Origin of the sequence: Methyloglobulus morosus KoM1, assembly GCF_000496735.2 — a bacterium.
Lineage (GTDB): Bacteria > Pseudomonadota > Gammaproteobacteria > Methylococcales > Methylomonadaceae > Methyloglobulus > Methyloglobulus morosus.
Window position 1 is genome coordinate 48,128 of sequence record NZ_AYLO01000015.1, and the last position, 17,652, is coordinate 65,779.

The 17,652-nt window shown below is 52.4% G+C and carries 18 protein-coding genes; 3 read left to right on the forward strand and 15 right to left on the reverse strand.

The window, feature by feature from the left end:
* Positions 1-147 precede the first annotated feature (147 nt).
* From MGMO_RS02515 to MGMO_RS02525, 3 genes are read left to right on the forward strand one after another with little or no spacing between them, the layout of a single operon-like run.
* Entirely contained in the window at positions 148-378 is a 231-nt protein-coding gene (locus MGMO_RS02515; RefSeq protein WP_023493449.1) for a DUF433 domain-containing protein, read from the forward strand.
* Between the two features lie 14 nt (positions 379-392).
* Positions 393-752 carry a DUF5615 family PIN-like protein gene (locus MGMO_RS02520; protein ID WP_235557210.1) on the forward strand — a complete coding sequence of 120 codons (360 nt, stop codon included), beginning with the start codon at positions 393-395 and terminating at the stop codon, positions 750-752.
* A gap of 3 nt (positions 753-755) precedes the next feature.
* Positions 756-1,313 (forward strand): recombinase family protein, encoded by a 558-nt coding sequence (locus MGMO_RS02525; protein WP_023493451.1) that lies wholly within the window; start codon positions 756-758, stop codon positions 1,311-1,313.
* Positions 1,314-1,603: 290 nt separating this feature from the next.
* On the opposite strand, the gene MGMO_RS02530 is transcribed toward MGMO_RS02525, so the two are convergent.
* From MGMO_RS02530 to MGMO_RS02595, 15 genes are all read right to left on the reverse strand, one after another.
* The gene (locus MGMO_RS02530; RefSeq protein WP_055725641.1) at positions 1,604-1,894 is read right to left on the reverse strand and encodes a hypothetical protein; all 291 of its coding nucleotides are present in this window, start codon (positions 1,892-1,894) and stop codon (positions 1,604-1,606) included.
* Positions 1,895-1,898: 4 nt separating this feature from the next.
* Complete coding sequence (locus MGMO_RS02535; RefSeq protein ID WP_023493453.1) at positions 1,899-4,682, reverse strand: golvesin C-terminal-like domain-containing protein; 2,784 nt, start codon at positions 4,680-4,682, stop codon at positions 1,899-1,901.
* Positions 4,679-6,862, reverse strand: coding sequence for a DUF6531 domain-containing protein (locus MGMO_RS02540; protein WP_051383951.1), 2,184 nt, complete (start codon positions 6,860-6,862; stop codon positions 4,679-4,681). Before MGMO_RS02540 ends, MGMO_RS02535 begins: the two co-directional genes overlap by 4 nt.
* An 809-nt stretch (positions 6,863-7,671) precedes the next feature.
* Entirely contained in the window at positions 7,672-8,109 is a 438-nt protein-coding gene (locus tag MGMO_RS02545) for a hypothetical protein (RefSeq protein ID WP_023493455.1), read from the reverse strand.
* The gene (locus tag MGMO_RS19405) at positions 8,075-8,380 is read right to left on the reverse strand and encodes a hypothetical protein (RefSeq protein ID WP_036306569.1); all 306 of its coding nucleotides are present in this window, start codon (positions 8,378-8,380) and stop codon (positions 8,075-8,077) included. The genes MGMO_RS02545 and MGMO_RS19405 overlap by 35 nt, the downstream gene beginning before the upstream one ends.
* A 165-nt stretch (positions 8,381-8,545) precedes the next feature.
* Positions 8,546-11,533 (reverse strand): methyl-accepting chemotaxis protein, encoded by a 2,988-nt coding sequence (locus tag MGMO_RS20915; RefSeq protein ID WP_023493457.1) that lies wholly within the window; start codon positions 11,531-11,533, stop codon positions 8,546-8,548.
* A gap of 685 nt (positions 11,534-12,218) precedes the next feature.
* Positions 12,219-12,470, reverse strand: a complete 252-nt coding sequence (locus tag MGMO_RS02560; protein ID WP_036306570.1) for a hypothetical protein — start codon at positions 12,468-12,470, stop codon at positions 12,219-12,221.
* Between the two features lie 15 nt (positions 12,471-12,485).
* Positions 12,486-12,683, reverse strand: a complete 198-nt coding sequence (locus MGMO_RS19410; RefSeq protein WP_152976273.1) for a hypothetical protein — start codon at positions 12,681-12,683, stop codon at positions 12,486-12,488.
* Positions 12,684-12,799: 116 nt separating this feature from the next.
* Positions 12,800-13,198 (reverse strand): bacteriohemerythrin, encoded by a 399-nt coding sequence (locus MGMO_RS02565; protein ID WP_023493459.1) that lies wholly within the window; start codon positions 13,196-13,198, stop codon positions 12,800-12,802.
* Between the two features lie 241 nt (positions 13,199-13,439).
* Complete coding sequence (locus MGMO_RS02570; protein ID WP_152976274.1) at positions 13,440-14,267, reverse strand: cupin domain-containing protein; 828 nt, start codon at positions 14,265-14,267, stop codon at positions 13,440-13,442.
* Positions 14,268-14,274: 7 nt separating this feature from the next.
* Positions 14,275-14,964: a sigma-70 family RNA polymerase sigma factor gene (locus MGMO_RS02575; RefSeq protein ID WP_235557211.1), complete on the reverse strand. Its 690-nt coding sequence runs from the start codon at positions 14,962-14,964 to the stop codon at positions 14,275-14,277.
* 221 nt (positions 14,965-15,185) lie between these two features.
* Positions 15,186-15,785, reverse strand: a complete 600-nt coding sequence (locus MGMO_RS02580; RefSeq protein WP_023493462.1) for a DUF1579 domain-containing protein — start codon at positions 15,783-15,785, stop codon at positions 15,186-15,188.
* Positions 15,786-15,851: 66 nt separating this feature from the next.
* The gene (locus tag MGMO_RS02585; protein WP_023493463.1) at positions 15,852-16,148 is read right to left on the reverse strand and encodes a VOC family protein; all 297 of its coding nucleotides are present in this window, start codon (positions 16,146-16,148) and stop codon (positions 15,852-15,854) included.
* 194 nt (positions 16,149-16,342) lie between these two features.
* A complete protein-coding gene (locus MGMO_RS02590) occupies positions 16,343-16,720 on the reverse strand; it encodes a YciI family protein (protein ID WP_023493464.1) in 378 nt (125 codons plus the stop codon).
* Between the two features lie 155 nt (positions 16,721-16,875).
* A partial coding sequence (locus tag MGMO_RS02595) for a hypothetical protein (protein ID WP_235557212.1) occupies positions 16,876-17,652 on the reverse strand: 777 nt, incomplete at its 5' end.

The following is a 17,652-nucleotide window of genomic DNA, read 5'->3' on the forward strand; positions in this document are numbered from 1 at the left end:
TTGTTGCGCAAACGGAGGTTTTTGAGAAGCCTTGATGCGTTATCTCTGAGATGCACAGGATCAAGGCTCTTCTATTCTCACAAATAGTTCTTGAAACTATATTCTCAATCCACTACTATGACAACGAGTTTTGATAAGGAGTCGAGCATGGGACAACTAAATCGCATTACCCAAGCCCCCGATATGATGGGTGGCAAAGCCTGTATCCGTGGAATGCGCGTCACAGTCGGTATGATTGTGGGACAAGTCGGCGCTGGACACAGCATTGATGAAATTCTCGCCGACTACCCCTACCTTGAGCGCGAAGATATTATGCAGGCACTTCGTTACGCTGCCTGGTTAGCTGAAGAACGCGAGGTCGTACTGGCCTCCGCATGAAGCTGATCGTTGATATGAACCTGTCGCCACGCTGGGCCGGTTTGTTGGTCAAGTCGGGCATTGAGGCAGCACACTGGTCAGAGTTAGGGGCGAACAATGCACCGGATTCTGAAATCATGACCTATGCCAGGGTAAATGATTATGTAGTTCTCACCCACGATTTAGACTTCAGCGCGATCCTTGCCGCCACACATGGCGAGAAGCCCAGCGTCGTGCAAATTCGCGCGGAAGATGTCAGTCCTGATGTTATCGGGTTGCAGGTCATCGCCGCTTTGCGGCAAATGGCAATCGAATTGGAGAACGGCGCATTGCTGACCGTTGAGCCGAATCGCACCCGAATGCGACTACTACCTTTGAACTGGTCTCTGGATTAGAAAATGCTTATTGGCTATGCACGCGTCTCGACGCAAGATCAAAACCTTGAGCTTCAAATCGATGCCTTGACTAAGGCGGGCTGCAAGAAAATTTTCGACGACAAAATAAGCGGCAGTCGTGCTGAGCGCCCCGGCCTGACCAAGGCATTGGAAATGTTGCGTGAAGACGATACCCTTGTGGTTTGGAAGCTGGACAGGCTTGGCCGCAGCGTCAAGAATTTGGTTAATCTGGTTGGCGAATTGCACAAGCAAGGTGTCCAGTTCAAAAGTCTCACCGATGCGATCGACACTGGCACCCCTTCCGGCCGATTTTTTTTCCATGTCATGGCGAGTTTGGCGGAAATGGAGAGAGAACTGACAGTCGAGCGTACCCGTGCCGGCCTCGAAGTCGCACGGCAACTGGGCCGAAAAGGAGGCCGTAAGAGGCAGATGACCGACAGTAATATTGAATCAGCCAAGAAATTGCTGGCTAACGGAGTGCCGCCCCGGGATGTGGCAAAGAATCTTGGTGTTTCAGTGCCCACTTTATATAGATGGATTCCAGCATCCACAAATACATGATAAGCACTCTAAAGCAGGCGCTGGCTTATACTATGTTTTTTATCTGACAGACCGTGCTCGACCCACAGCGGAAGTTGGCGAGACAAATATTTAACCGCTCCTAAGCGGACATCCAGGTTGGGCTCCTCTACGATTTTAGGAACGGGGGGCGCCCCGCAAAACGAGTGCCATTTTATATAGTGCAAATTATGCGGACATAAGGGGCGAAGCGGAAGGCGATCCCGCTGTGTTTGTTCGCATAATCCGAAGCATTATGTAACTTGGCGCGGGTTTGCCCGGACAACGCGAACCTATGGCCTTATAGACTTACCAACTAATGCTTCAATGTCTTGTAAGGCCTTAGAAATAATTTTTTTATTTGCATCACTAAGATTTGTATTTGTGTTCAAGTTGGCAGCATTTACTTGCTCCATTTCCAAAACAATTGGAAATAGAGCATCTTTCCACTCTTGAATACCAATAGCGTCTGAAATTTCTTCAACTCGCTTTATAAGCGCATTTAAGTGAAGCAATCCAGCTCGATAATCTTCAATGGCTTTACGCAGAATACTAATCTGTCGATGTAAAAATTCGCTCATCATAAACCTATTTAGGAATAACAGTAATCACTTGCCCATTTTCACCTGTCACTACAGTTACTCCATTATCGCCAGAGTGAACGGTCGTTCCAGGTTGGTTTCCAGGAGATGATTGTCCATTCCGAATGGCATCCTCGACAGGAGTTGGTGTTAAACCTCGCCCCTGCATTTGATCTAGTGCGTGACCGGTATAGTCTCTGCCATCAATATTTGTTGGCGCATTTGTTCCCCTGGGAACATCCATAGGCCCACCACGTTGACCTGTAGGCGTGCTTGGATGTTTGTCACCCGAATCACCATTGGCCTCATTAAAGAATTTCTTGATGCCGTTGACACAAATCTCAGCTATCTTTCTGCATCGATCAGGATAAATGGCGCAGTATAGAGAACCTACTACAACTCCGCCGCCAATAACAACCGCGTCATCTACTCCTGCTATCAGTCCAGTTGGATCGGTGAAATTAACCGGGTTGCCCCCGACATAGGCATAGGTGTTGATCCCCCCCGCCAACCCGATCAGGTCGCTCTCATAATAAGTCCCTGTGCCGGGCGAGTAGTATCGGTGGTTGTTGTAGTACAGCCCGGTCTCGGTGTCGTACAGCTGGCCGGGGAACCGGGGGTTGTAGACGAAGTTGCCCAGGCCGGACGGGTTCGGGTTGGGCTGGGCCGCGCCGAAGGGGTCGGCATTGTCCCACCGCCAGACCATCTGGTTGTCGCTGCTGCGGGTGATGACCCTGGGCGTGCCCAAGTGGTCGGTGAAGACATAGTTGACGCTGGTGCTGACTATGATGGGTTGGGTCACCACCGCGTCGGCGGCGACGCTGCCGAGGTTGGAGGTGGCGAGCTTTAAGGACGCAGTGAGGTTGCCCGGCCTGGCGACCGGCATCCCCAGGGCAATCCAGGTGTTGCCCCTGGCCCTTTGGTCCACGCTGGCCGTAAACGAGCCGTCCGCGCCGGTGAAGGTGTAGCTGGCGTTGCTGGCACGGGTGGCATCGGCCGTCCAGCGGACATAGAGATAGTACAGGCCGGGCGACTGCAACGCCAGGTTCCAGGTGAAGCTGTCGGTGGTCGCCGTGGTGGCGGCATGGGTCTGGTAGTTGGTGCCGTAATAGCCCGCAATGGCGGTGTCCACCGGCCACGGGCCAACGGCGGCGACGCTGCCGGTGGCAGTGTTGTCGATGTAAATGCTTCGGGGGCCGTCACCGGTGAAGCTTTGTTTCAGCACCGCAACGGGCAGGTCGCCCAGGTACACGGTCTCTTGCAGAGGGAGCCCACGGATGTCGTATTCGCCCAACAGGTGGCCTTGTTCGTCATAGCTGTACTGGGCGAACGTGTTGACGCTGTATTTTTTGACCCGTTGGCCCAGGCCGTCGTAGAGGTATTTGTTGACGAACCCCGTGGTGGTGTCGGTCACCGTTTGCAGCAGGCCGCGGTCGCTGTAGGCGTAACTGGAGGAACCGTCGTTCAGGAGGTTGCCGGACAGGTCGTAGGTGCGGTTGGGTGCGCTGGCGGCGGTCTTGAGCAGGCGGTTGCTGAAGCCGTCGATGGTCTGTGTGTTGGTGCCGGTGGCGGTGCGGTTGCCGGTGGCGTCGTAAGCGTAGGCTTGGTTGCCGGCCGGGCCGGTGGTGCCGGTGACCCGGCCCAGGTTGTCATAGCTGAAGCCCTGGTCGAAGTTGGCCGGGGCGAAGGCGCCGGTGCCCGTGCCGGTGTGGGTATAGCCGGTCACCCGGCTGGCGGCGTCGTAATGCAAGGTGCGGAACGTGCCGTTTTTACTTGGGTTGCCCAGGTGGTAGGAGGCGATGCGCCCGTCGAGGTCGTCGGCGTGGACCATGCCGCTCCAACTGGTCGGCGTGTGGTTGCCCCAGGCACCGGAATAGAACTGGCCGGACGGGGTGTACTGGATGCTGTTGAGGATGACGGTGGTGACGGCGGTGTTGGTGCCCAGGCCATTGCTGTTGGTCGGGTTGAGGGTAATGCCGCTGATCCGGCCGTTGGCGTCGTAGCTGTAGTTGATCCGGTTGCCGCTGGGGTAGGTGACGCTGGCCAGCTTGCCGTTGGCGGTGTCGGCGGTGCCATAGCTATAGCTGACGGTTTGTACCCATAAGGGCTGGTTGCCGGAGAGCGTCCGGGTCTTGGCGGTGACCCGCCCCAAGGGGTCGTAACTGTAGGTGGTCGACCCGGATTCGTCGTCGATGCGGGTCAGCCTGCCGATGTTGGCAGGGTTGCTGTTGCCGGTGCCGCCGTCGTAGGTGTAGACGGTGTCGGTGCCGGTGGGGTAGTCGGCCTTGGTCAGCCGATCCTGGGCGTCGGTGCTGTACAGGGTGGTCTTGCCCCGGGCATCGGTGCGGCTTTTAAGGTTGCCGGCGGCATCGTAGGTGGCGGTGGCCGCGCCGCTGTCGGGGCTGGCCGTGGCCGTGAGGTCGCCCAGGCCGGTGGGGCTGTAGGTGGTCTGGTTGGCCCGTGGGTCGTTGACCCAGGTCAATTGGTCCTGGCCGTCATGGTCGAGCTGGGTGTGGGGGCGGGCCTGGCCGCCGCCCGGGAGGGGTTGGAGGATGTCAGTGGCCCGGTCCAGGCTGTCGTAGCCGGTGTCGGTGGCCACGGGGTTGGTGGCGGTGTCGAGCGGGCTGGTGGCCTTGGTGGGGTTGCCTTGGGCGTCGTACTGGTAATGGGTGGTGGTGTCCTGGACGGCCTGGGCGGATGCGCTGAAGCCGAGCAGGAGGGTCAGCAAGGTGGCCTGGAGGGCGGTTTGGGCACGCAGGGTTACGGCGATGGGGCGGTCAGTCGCTCTCATTGCACACCCCCGGTGACGGTTTGCAGGCGGCCCAGGGCATCGTAGGCCCGGGCGATGTTGCGCCTGAGCACGTTGCCGGGGTCGGTGGCCGTCTCGTTGGTGCGGTTGCCCAGGTTGTCGAGGGTGTAGCTGACCTTGTTGCCCAGGCTGTCGGTGACGGACACCAAGCGGTGGGCGTTGTCATAGCCGTAGGTCAGGACGCTGGTGTCGGGGGCGGTGACGGTCTTCAATAATCCGGTGGGGTCATAGCCGTAGCTGGTGGTTTGCACCAGGGTGCTGGCACTGTCCCGGGTGGTCAGGGTCTTCAGCCAGCCCCGGGGGGTGTAGGCCAGGGTGGTGACCACGCCGTTGGGGGCAGTCGTTTGGGTTAGCCTGCCGTTGCCGTCGTAGCTGTCGAAGGTGGTTTTCTGGCCGAGGGCGTTGGTGACGTCCTTGGGGTTGCCCCGGTTGCCCAACACGGGGTCGGCGACAGGGTAGTAGGTGGTGGCGGTGACGTCCGATACGTCGGTACGCGGGCCGTCGGCGGTGAGGACTTGGCCGAAATTGTTGTAGGTGTAGCCCCAGGTGCGGGCGGTGCCGGTGACGGTGGGGGTCAGGCCTACCACGCCGGCCGGGTCGGTGGTGGCCTGTTCGGTGCGGGACAGGACGTTGCCGGTCGCATCGTAGGTGTAGGTGGCCAACCGCTTGGGTTCGGCGACCTGTAAGGGCAGCCGGTACGTGCCATGCCATTGGGTGCTGACCTTGCGGGCGGGGGCGGGCAGGCTGGACGCCGCCAGGTTCACCGTGCAGTCGGCGACGCTGGCCAGGCCTTCGACCCGGGCGGTCTCAAGGTTTCGGGACAGGTCGTAGGCATAGCACACCTTGTGGCCGTTGAAGTCGGTCCTTGAGGCGACGTTGCCGTTGGCATCGTAGGTCATGGCAGACGAGGCCGCACTACAGCCGGAGCCGCCGGGCTGGTCGGTGCCGGTRGATTTCACCACTCCTAATACTGTGGTGAAGTGGGTGGTGCGGATTGCGCCCAGGGGGTCAGTGACGGCGGTGGAAGTGCCGTCAGGGGCATAATTCAAGGCATATTTCTCCACAGAACCGGCGTGTTCGGTGCTGATGGCCTTGCCGTTGGCGTCGTACTTGTAGGTGGCGTAACGCACGCCGTTCTCGTCGATGATGCCGGTCAGGGCGTTGGGCTGGCTGACATTGGCGGTGTTGGCGAGTTCGCCGTAGACGTAGGTCTTGACGGGGTTGTCGGTGCTAACCGACGGGGTGTCGTCGGGGTAGGTGATGGTGGCCAGGTTACCGTTGCCGTCATAGCCGTAGCGGGTGACGTTGCCGATGGGGTCGGTTAGGGTAACCATTTGCCCTAGACTGTTGTAGGTGAAGTTGAGGCTGTTGCCGAAGTTGTCGGTGACTTTGATTAATAACCCAGCATAAGGGGCAACTGTGGTCGGGGTGGTAACTGGGCAAGCAGAACTGACCGTTTTACAGCTATAGGATAAGGTTTGGATATGACTGGAAAGCTCGGTTATGTCCAGTAAAACGCCGACGGCAGAATAGGTTTCAACGGTATTGTCAGGTGTCGTGACTTTCCACCCAGTGCGGGTGATGCCGGAAAGGATTTCCTGCAGATGGTAGTTGATATCGCTATCTGGTTGCCAGTTTGAACCTACTAAAATAAATTTAAAAGCGCTGCCGTCGGCACGATATGCAACAGCTAAATTACTTCCGATTGCATTACCTATCGATCTATCATAGGTATGATGCCAGCCGCTGCTAGTTCCAAAAGTTACGCTAGTCGAAGGATCACTATTGTAAGTGCGTTCGATATAAAGAGGGATATTGCCCGCACCTAGATAATCCCTTTCTATCTGGAATTTGTTGCCGTTTCCCACATTGATCGGATTGCCTGCACTTGGACACTTCTTTCCGTTGTTTTTGATTGTAGCTAAATTAGTGCAAAGCGTAGGGTTGGTTGCATTAACAACTTGCCCTTGCGGGCAAGGATCGACACAGTAATTATTGTTCCTATAAGTGGTTAAAATTTTAGGTAAAGGGCAATCAGAATCGGGGAAAAGCCTCCAAAAATCACCTGTCGATTGGCCACTGGAGTTTAAAAAAAATCGCCTAATTTGCGATTCATAAACTATTTTTGTATCCAAATTAGGCGGATAAGCGTTCAAGGCCATTAAATAATTCTTTAGCCCTCCATTAAGGCCCCAATCTGCAAATTCAATACATTCTTGAGCGGTTACTCCTCCAGTAGGATTAATGCCACCTATACTGCATATTCCAAGCAAATTAGTAGCTCCCGCATAGGAGGAATTGGTATTGAAAAAGACAGCCATAAGTAGAATCATTAGGCGTAATAGCCCCTTGACGTGTTGCGTCTGATACTTAGTTACCAAGCATATTGTCGGAATGCGTATTACTATTTTCACCCAGGACTCCCTTACACAAATGGCCGTACATCCGGTTCGTTTTTCCTGGCCTATTGCCGCTACCCCCTGATCCACCATCTACCGACACCCACGGTTTGCTGTTGTTTGGAAAAAATTGACCTTCGTGAATGCGCCAGTCTATACCGGACACGCCCACCACACCATCCGTAAGAACACCGATACGACCAGAAACCTAAGGCCTTGCCCGGCAAACCCAGCTGGTACGCATGCATACCTTCCTGGCATTTCCGGCACGCGGCGCGTACCCCTCAACCTAACGCCCCGAATTTCCTGCGTATGGTACTGGCTTTTGCCCGAATGTCCAGTGCCTAAACTGAGCGAAGTCAACAAATATGCGATATATTTTTCAACTTTGTGAAACGGACTGAGATTTCGGTCAATTTTTCCACGAAAACCGAGCCCTGCTGCCTTATACCCAGGCCATCATTTGCCCTTTGAGCATGTACCTTACTTTCCATGAAAAATTGGTTTGAACGTCCGTTGCCATATCATCAGTCTGGGCCGGATTACGACACTTGACCTGATGCCCACCATTATCATGATGTCTTGGACTTGAATGTACTGATATTTCCACCTTCCACAATCGCCCGTAAGTGGTCTAATTCCGCCTCCAGGGCGGCATTTCTGGAAACCAATTCAGCGAGTTTTTGGCGCAGCACCCGATTTTCGTCGTTTAGTTCTTTCCGTTTTGCCTTCTCCGCTTGGAGTTCCTGGCCCTTGGCCACTTTCAGCCTGCGGCCTTCCTTGTTGAGCAGTTGCCGGACTTTTTCGGCGATTTCGGGGTAGCGGTTGTGGATGGTCGCCGTGGATACGCCCGCCTCGTCAGCGACGGCGGCAATGGAGAGCTTGCGATCCGGCTTAATGTTTTGACCCGCCCAGCCGTTATCCGGTGCAGCGCCAGTTCCAGGGACTTTAAGGTATGCCCGCCTTTGGTGGCCGTCATGGCAATGCCTTTGGGTTTGTCCCCATGCCAAGGTCGGCCAAAATCCCGGCAACTTTTTCCACGTTGCGGCGTACCCGCGCCTTGGCGGCATGTCCGATGTCGTTTATCTCAAGCAGTTCAAGCTGTTGCTGGTAAATCCCCTGCCAAACAGCTTTCTTGGTGTCATCGATGACGCTGTTTTCACAATCCACACAATTTGTCCTGGCAATCAAGCCCTGGCTCTTGCAACCGGCGGTGTCATTGATGCACCAGACATGGGCGGTAGCGCGGATATGCACTTGCTCACTGATAGCTTCTGCCATCTGTTTTCGGGTCTTAAACACTTTGAGTTCCGGGGTGCTTTCGCGGTACTGCTTGATTTTTTTGGCGACACCACCGGTCAGTAGGGTTTCCTGATCCAGCCAATGCTCGACGATGCCGATCTTGATGTCTTCCTTGGCCTTGGCAATGCACTCGACTTCCGGGTGTTAATAGGGTTCATGTACCGTATTAACAGCAGCACCGGCTGTCAGGCGAGGCGCAGGCTTACGCGACTCAAACGATAGACTGGAGGTGCTGCGTGGCATGGGTGACCTGTCAGTATTGAGACGGAACTGAGCAACAGTTTCGCTTAGGGTTGCAGCTTGTTCCTCCAGCGATTCTGCCGCTGCTGCGGCCTGCTCCACCAGCGCAGCGTTTTGCTGGGTCACTTCATCCATCTGGGTCACGGCCTTATTCACCTGGTCGATGCCGGAACTTTGTTCCGCCGATGCCGCTGCAATTTCCGACATAAGGCCGGCGACACGCTTCACCGAAACAACGATTTCATCCATGGTCTTGCCAGCTTCGCCGACCAACTTGCTGCCGTCTTCGACCTTTTCCACCGAATCGCCGATCAGCCCTTTGATTTCCTTCGCCGCCGCCGCTGAGCGCTGTGCCAGGTTGCGTACTTCGCTCGCCACCACGGCGAAACCGCGGCCCTGTTCACCCGCCCGTGCCGCTTCTACTGCCGCGTTAAGCGCCAAAATGTTGGTTTGGAGGGCGATGCCGTCAATAACACTAATAATGTCGACAATCTTGCGGGCACTCTCGTTGATGGCGGACATGGTATTCACTACTTGTAGCACCACGCCCCCGCCCTTGACTGCAACGTCCGAAGCCGCCACGGCCATTTGGTTGGCCTGCCGGGCATTGTCGGCATTCTGCTTCACCGTGGAGGCTAGCTCCTCCATGCTGGACGCTGTTTCCTCAAGGCTGGCCGCCTGTTGTTCGGTGCGATGCGACAGATCGGCGTTACCAGCGGAAATTTCCTTGGCCGCTGTGCTTATGGAGTCGACAGCTGTTTTAACAGTGATGATGGGCGTGACAATGGTTTCCAGCGTGGCATTGATGCCTTCCACAATTTTACGGAAGTCTCCCTGGTGCTTGCTGGCATCGGCACGGGTTTGGATATTTCCATCCAAGGCCGCTTGCGAAAGCAGATGGGTATCGTTGATGAGGGCTTTGACCGCGTCGACGCAGGTGTTCAAGTTATTCTTGATGTTATTGAAATCGCCGTTGTAACGGTCGGTAATTTTCTCCGGGATTTCGCCATGGGCAATGCGTTCGACGTAACCGGCGGCAACGTTTAAAGGGTCGATGACGGCATCGAGAGTGGCGTTCACGCCTTCCACGATCTTGCGGTAGTCGCCCTGATGCCTGCTGGCGTCGGCGCGGGTGGCAAGCTTGCCTTCCACCGCTGCCTGGGACAGCATCCCGGCATCTGTTATGAGCGCATTGACTGCGTCGACGCAAGTATTCAGGTTGTTCTTGATGATGTTGAAGTCGCCGTTGTAGCTACCGGTGATTTTCGATGGGATGTTGCCTTTGGAAATATCGTCGACATACTTCGCCGCTACGTTCAGCGGCCCGACCACCGCATCCAGCGTGGCGTTCACGCCTTCTACGATCTTGCGGTAGTCGCCCTGGTGCCTGCTGGCGTCGGCGCGGGTGGCAAGCTTGCCTTCCACCGCTGCCTGGGACAGCATCCGGGCATCTGTTATGAGCGCATTGACCGCGTCGATGCAGGTGTTCAAGTTGTTCTTGATGATATTGAAGTCACCGTTGTAGTTGCCGGTGATTTTCGATGGGATGTTTCCTTTGGAAATATCGTCGACATACTTCGCCGCTACGTTCAACGGCCCGATTACCGCGTCGAGCATTTTGTTGATGTTTTCGGCGATCTCGCGGGCAAAACCTGTCTTGCCTTCGAGCGAGATGCGGCTAGATAGTTCGCCGTTGATAGCTGCTTCGACCAGAGCGTTGATGCCTTTTTCCGCCGCCAATTCTGCGGTGCGGTCGTTCCACTCTACCACCGCGCCGAGGCGCTCGCCCTTTTCATTCAGCACCGGATTGGCGGTAAGCGCGAAAGTGCGGCCGCCAATACCAATCTGCGTGCGGTAGGTGGAGGTAAACGTCGCCAGCAGATGCTTTTGATGCTGGGGATTCTTGTGGAAGTCATCGATACTGCTGCCCATCAGGCGGGAAACGTTGAAATTGGGCAACACCTTCCGCAGATCGCTTTCAGCGTTGCTCAACATATCCCCGACCGACTTGTTCATATAGATAATGTTGCGGTCGTTGTCGGCGATCATCACGTTGGTGGAAACGCTGTCCAGCGCCATGCGGACGCGTATTGATTCCTCCGCCAATTTGCGGGTCTCGTTCATGTCATTGCCGATCTTGATCTGAACGGAACACAGCGCCTGCATCACCTGCCCGACTTCGTCGTCACGGGCGATGTCGAACTTCACGTTGAGATTGCCCTCAGACATGGTTTTGAGCCCTTGGGTTGCTTGTCTGAGGGGGCGGACGACGGAACGGGACAGCAGTGTTCCAAGGATCACACCAATGAGGGCACCGCCGCCGACCAGCCCCAGGGCGATCATATCCATGCCCGTTTTGAAGGCGACGGCCGAGAGCAACATAAAGAGGATCGGAACGGCCAGGACAGATTGGAATTTGAGATGAATAGGTAGGTTCTGGACTTTTTTTCCTACGGTCTGAATGAGCCCAGGGTTGGGCGCTCGTCCTTCGTTGATCGCACGATAGAGCGCTTGAGCCTGCTCGATTTGCTCGAGCGTCGGCTTGTTGCGCACCGACATATAACCCACGATTTGGCCGTTCTTGCGCAAGGGTGTCACATTGGCTTCGACCCAGTAGTAATCGCCGTTTTGGCAACGGTTTTTGACGATGCCCGTCCAGGGTTTGCCAGCCTTCATGGTCTGCCAAAGATCCGAGAACGCCGCTGGCGGCATGTCCGGATGGCGTACGATGTTGTGGCTGTGTCCGATCAATTCCTTCTCGGTATAACCGCTGATTTCGATGAAATCCCGGTTCACTGAAGTGATAATTCCTTTCAGGTTGGTGGCCGAAACGATGGTTGCGGTTTCCTTCAGTACGATCTCGTTGTTCGTGATCGGCATATTGACTTTCATAATGTTTCTCCAATTGATTCATTGGTTCAATTTATTTTCTCAGCCGATTTCCTAGATCAACGGTATGCTGGGCTACCCATCGGTTTTTTCGGCAACCCGTGCGCCCATCTATTGCGCCCATCTTGGTCATATATGAGCTGTCTAAGGTGAAACCGCATTCACGCAACACGTTACACTATCGATTCGGGAACGAATGGCTGTTAGAAAGCCCTCTTAATCATTCATCGATTTTCACTCAATATATCTAATGCTATTTGTGCAATGAGTACCAGAAGGTGCATCCAGTAGGGCCAACCCTTGATGAAATCTGGGGTATAATAGTTTCGTAGCCATGGATTTCCTGTGCCCATGAGAATGTCGATGCCATGACCTCACTCGCCCAATATTCTTGGGTCGCGTTAAATTTTTTGCAGCTTGCTTGGACTGGGATGCCCAAAACAAGCTTTCGCAAAAAAAGCGACTCCCCTGCCAAGATTATTAGCAATAAGATGCGTAATTACTGATTTTACGCAGTCCGTACAATTGAACTTCACACGCGTTCAGAAAAATTACGGTTGTTGAAAGAAAGCATAGCCCAACCCTATAAAATTTCTATGATTGATATCAAAAAATATGTGTCATAAGCTGCAGCCATGTTTCCAATTTTTGTCCTTATAAGACTGAATTCCAGGGCTCTCGTCTTAAATCATGCCCGAGAATCAGCTATTGGCGTATCCGGCGGTTCGAATACCCTGGACTTTGGATTCCACCAGTCCCGAACGCTAACTCGCCATAAAATCCGGTGCAACCCCAAACGTATCCTACCCGCCGTAATGGGCTGTGCTGTCCGCCAGGGCATCCATTGGCATAATCCGTTCAATTGCTCCTTCGGCAACAACGCCAGTAACTGGGACAAGGCGTAAGCCAAGGTGACAATTTGCACCCAGCGGTGCAACACCTGTTGCGTTTGTTGTCAGGTTTCCTGCAAGCCCCCGGCATGTTTGAGCTGGTTGAACATGGGCTCACAACACCAGCGTTTTTCATAATACTGAAGGATCGTCTCGGCGCTCAGTTCCGTCAATGTGCTAAGCGGCAGCTTTGTACCACTTAAACGTCCTTGTTCATCTTCAAATTGCACCCAAACGGTTGTTGTCGAGCATGGCCCGGACACATCGAAGCAGTCACTTTTTCAACTTTATCGACGATTTGCGAAGTGACCAAGCCGATGCCGACGTCAATTTCCATGACGTTCATTGTTTCATCTAAAATGGAACGCCAAAGTATAATTTAGCCGTTTAAAGACGGCTCATACGGCATGTCGAATTGGGGAATGTGGCTGTCTAGCCAGCTTTTGACAAAAGCCCCTGTTTCGGCCGTGACATCCGCTTCGCCCTTATGAAATTTGGTTTGTAAATCAACGCAAGTCGCGACCAGTTTGTCGTGTTCCGCTTTATGCGCTGTATAGCCGCTATAATTTTTTGATTGCATTAAGCGTTCTTCCGTTGCAAAGTGCCAGGCAACAAAGCCGATCAAGTCGTCCAACTGTTCCCCCACTGCCGCACGGCCAGCACTTCCAGTTGCCAGATCATAAAGTTTATTTAATTTGTCGAACAGTGTCTTATGCTCATCGTCACAAACGGTTACATTAGTGCCGTATTGTTCTTTTGTCCAAGTGATCAAAGCCATTATTTTTCTCCTCGTTAACTTATATTTATGTGTTGAGCGGCAAATTATAACGAGACAAATTCCAACGGTTTTGATCTGGATCAATTATTAAGCCTAGAAAGCACAGAAAATGACGAGCCCAATACATGGGGATTATTTTATGAAAAATCCATCAACAAATTTACGAGAAGGTATAGTAGGCCGATAGAGAACCTGTCGGAGCGACCGAGAATTGGAAAAGGTTTAGCGTTTTCGCCGCCTACTAAACGGCACCCCTAACGTATAATAGCGCCCCGGTGTCGCTAAACATTTCTAAATGTTCTGTGCCTGCGGGTGCAACATGGTAATCCCCTTCCTGCACTAAAATATCGCCCAGAAAAATATCCCCGCTGAGCATCATGCACTCTTCTTCCAGTGGGTGATAATGCCTATCCATATACGTGCCTGCATTTAAGCGGAAAAACCTTGACGCAACCGTGCCGTCTGTCCACAAATCTTTTTGGAACACGCCTGTTTGGATTTCAATCCACTCACCTTCCCCTGCCGTAATGGATTCGCTTTCTTTATGGTTTTTAGGCAACAACCCGCCCAGCACTTCTTTGAACATGGACAAAGGTTGCCCCACTGAACTGCCGCGTAAATAAGCTAATGCCCCCTGTTTTGACCGAATACGCCCATGACGGCTGCCAGCAGGCGATACATGGTAGTCAAACTGGGTTAATTCCAAATCATCCAGTTGTAAGCCGCCCGACAAGACGATGCCTTCCTCAAGGTAACTATGCCGATGTAAGGGTAATGCAGAACCTGGGGCAAATTCGACCAGCACAGAGTTTCCTTGAAGGCTTTCCCACAACGGTTTGTAACGAATTCCAGGCATAAGGTCGAGCCACACGCCTTCCCTAGAACGGACCGTGCGCAATCCAGCGTGTTTGGCAATGCTGGTTTGAATTCGGTTTTCCAGTCGCTTCCCAAGAGAATCAAGCAAAGTTTGCGATGGCGACGTCACATTTAAATGCTCCGAAAGCAAACCAAAAACTTCTGATTGATCATTATTTTCAATATCGGTTATGTCTTTTGCTTGGGTTTTCATGGTCATATCACGAGTCGAGTGAAGGGGTTAAGAGCGCTTCTCGTAAATGGATAATCGCCCTACGGATATGCGATTTCACAGTCCCTAACGGCAACTCAGCATGATCCGCAATTTCCTCGTGGCTAAGCCCTCTAAAAAAAGATAATGCGATCAATTGGCGTGGCAAGGGAGCTAACGTTTCCAATGCGCTATGTAATAAATGGTTTTGTTCAACAGCGGATAACAAATCGGGTGGATCGTCGTGATTTTGGTTGACCTTGTCCCCAACGGTTTCAGGTTCCGCCAGCTCTTCAAAAGGTGGTACGCTGCGCCTGGCGTCCAACGCCCGGCTACGGGCTATTGTCAGTATCCAGGCCTTTGCTGTTCCCCGCGCGGGATCAAAGCGCGGCGCTTGCCGCCAAACTTGAAAAAAAGTGTCTTCAGTCACCTCTTCCGCTAACTGAACGCAGTCCGTAATCCTCAAGGCCAAACTGTTGACCCTTGCAGCCATTGTCTTGAACAAGGCGGCAAATGCCGATTGGTCTTGCTTCATAATTCGGCATATCAGATCCTGTAACTCTTGGTCATCGGTAATGTCAGAAGGACTAATTTTTTGGAACCCTTGGTTCGCTACACCACTCATTTCTTCGCTTTCTAAGTCTTCAGCCAACCCAAAACCTTCTATAACAGTAGATAAAAACCCCTGTACTTTAAACATTTTATTGTCGTGTTGAGACACTTTGATATGCTCCATACTTACCAATACGTTCCAAATCGAAAAATGGATTCAAAACTTATAGAATTTTTTTTTCGTTGGGTTTAGGGCTGTCCTCATTGTAAGCCAAATCAACAGGCTGACTAGATTCAGCATGGTCATATAATTGACTGCCAAGTGTTCGTAGCGGGTATCCTTGGACTCCGCTACGTTGTATCCAGAGGCTACGGTTTTTTCGTATAGACAATCTCCATCATCTTCATTTCCTTGCCGCCGTGGTGAGCTCCATACATGTCAAAGGTTTGGGTGTTGTTATCGACAATCTTCCAAATGGCAAGGTGGCTCATGTGGCCGCCGCCTGGTTCCGGATGCTTGCCTTCCAAGGTGATGGTCTTACCATCTGCGCTGGCCGATCCTTCCATCGTGAAGATGCCGGTGCCCGTGGTGCTCATCCAGGTGGTAACGTAGTGCTTGGTCAGGTTGTCGTAAGCATTAATCGAGATGCCCGTAAACGGCTGCCCCATCATGGTGCCGTGGTATTCTTGCTGGAGATAACGTCCGTCCAGCAGCATTTTCATCTCCACCGTGCCTTCGGATTCCATCGGCGGTTTGCCGGGTTCCATCCATTCCTTGGTCTTTGTCGTCCAGTTTCCCGCCAGGCTTGCGAATACCTTATGCGGCTCACCGGGCGTGGCCAGTTTTTTGTAGAGCTCCATCATGGCTTGCGGATCCATATGTTTTTCGTGCTGCTTGCCTTTTGCAAAGGCAATGTTTATCGTCAGCAACAGGGATAGGACGATTAAGGTAATGGGTTGAGTACGCATGGGAATCTCCTCGATAAAAATTAACGATTGTTTTTTAAGTTAACTATTGCATAGTGCGACTATTTTTTAACAGCCTTTTGTACCTAGTGTCGGAGGGCACTTATTGCTCACCGACATCTGGGCGAAATCTTTTGCCGCTTCCTTGATATCATCTGGAAAATCATCGACTGCTTCCCGGCTGTCGCAAGACAGGCAGTTCAACACTTCGGTATTTTTGGTGACATCACAGATGGCTTTAGGCGCAAACGTCTTGAACTTGGCTTCGGCCAACAGCACGACGAATATGTTAGCGCCGACAATCATGCAAGTCGCGGTTTGGTCGGTAAATTGGGGGTTAAACGTGTAGCCAATTTGGGTGTTCATTCGTAATCTCCTTTAGTCATAGGCTTGATTTTAGTGGTCATGATTAGCCTCCGGGTTAGGGTTAAATGGGTGAAATAGTTAGATTTCAATAGTAGTCGAATGTGTTTTGCCAAAATCGACAGCACTGAAAAAATTTTTCATCAAATTGTATATCCACTTAAGGAAAAATGGGGATTTGGCTGCTGCAAAGCGGCTTATCTGACAAAACCAAGGGCTTTTAGGGTTTGCTCATCTTCAGCGATGGGGCGTACTTCAACGCAACCCAGCCAAGCCCCCGGAATTCGGGCGGCGATTTGGATCGCTTCATTCAAATCCCTGGCTTCGATGAGGTAATAACCGCCCAGTTGTTCTTTAGTCTCTATGTATGGGCCATCGGTCGTCGTGACTTTACCGTTCCTTACCCGAACGGTGATCGCCTCATTCGGTGGGAGCAAGCGGTTACAGCTTAGGTAATGCCCGCTCGCCCTGATTTCATTGGTGAATTCGGTGTATTCTTGAAAATGCCGTGCCGCTACATCTTCAGGCATTTGCTCCATGACTTTTTCGGCACAGATCAGGCATAGGTATTTCATGGGTATTGCTCCGGTAAGGTTTGTAAATAATAAGTTGCCACCCTATAGTCGTTTGGGGTTGTCGATATTCGACATTGATGTAAAAAAATGTCGCTTTTATTTCAGCTAAGTGATTCGTCTGCAACAAATGGGCATCTCAAAATATTTTTGTTTTACTAATTATCCCCATATGGATTATCTTTAACCTCGCCGCCAACGCCAGATAACTTGGTGGGATTTCTAAAATATTCTTTGTCCTTGAAATTATCCCGGCTCTGTTGCTTATTCTGGTCCCGTAACGTTTCCAATTTGTTCCAATCCGCATTTTGGCTTATGAAATATTCGGCTTTGACACTGGTCTTGCCCAGATAGTCATCGACGAAAATGTCGTTTAAAGGATAGCCCAGCATTCTTAAGGCCTGTAAAACACTGACTACGTTCGTATCGATGGGTTTGTAGTGGCCGCTGTCGGAGCGGATGCGATGGATTTTCCCATTCACTATCAGCATTGATCCTGCCCCCATCACGGGCTCACCGGCAAGATAGGACGAATGATAAAAGCCGTTAAATTTATTTGCCTCACCAGGACTGTGCAAGGCCATATAAAAGTTACGACCCATTGTCATGATAAAGGGGCCATAATTGACATTGGGAGTGCGTCCTTCTGATTTGACTATGGCCTCGGGATTATATGTCCGTTTTGAATCTGCGAGCACCCGCTGCGGTTTACTGTTGCTTGTCTCCCACCAATTCCATGTGTAGACCAAACCGTTACGAAACCAAAGCCTGAATTTATCGATACCTTTGCGCTCAAGATATTTGGCCTTTTGATGATTAAGGTCAACGGTGATACCCGTTGCAGACAGTTCGCGGCCATACATGTATTCTAATTCGCGCGGTAAGACGTTGACGGTGCATCTGAATATCAAACACAACTCTGACACTACATAGAT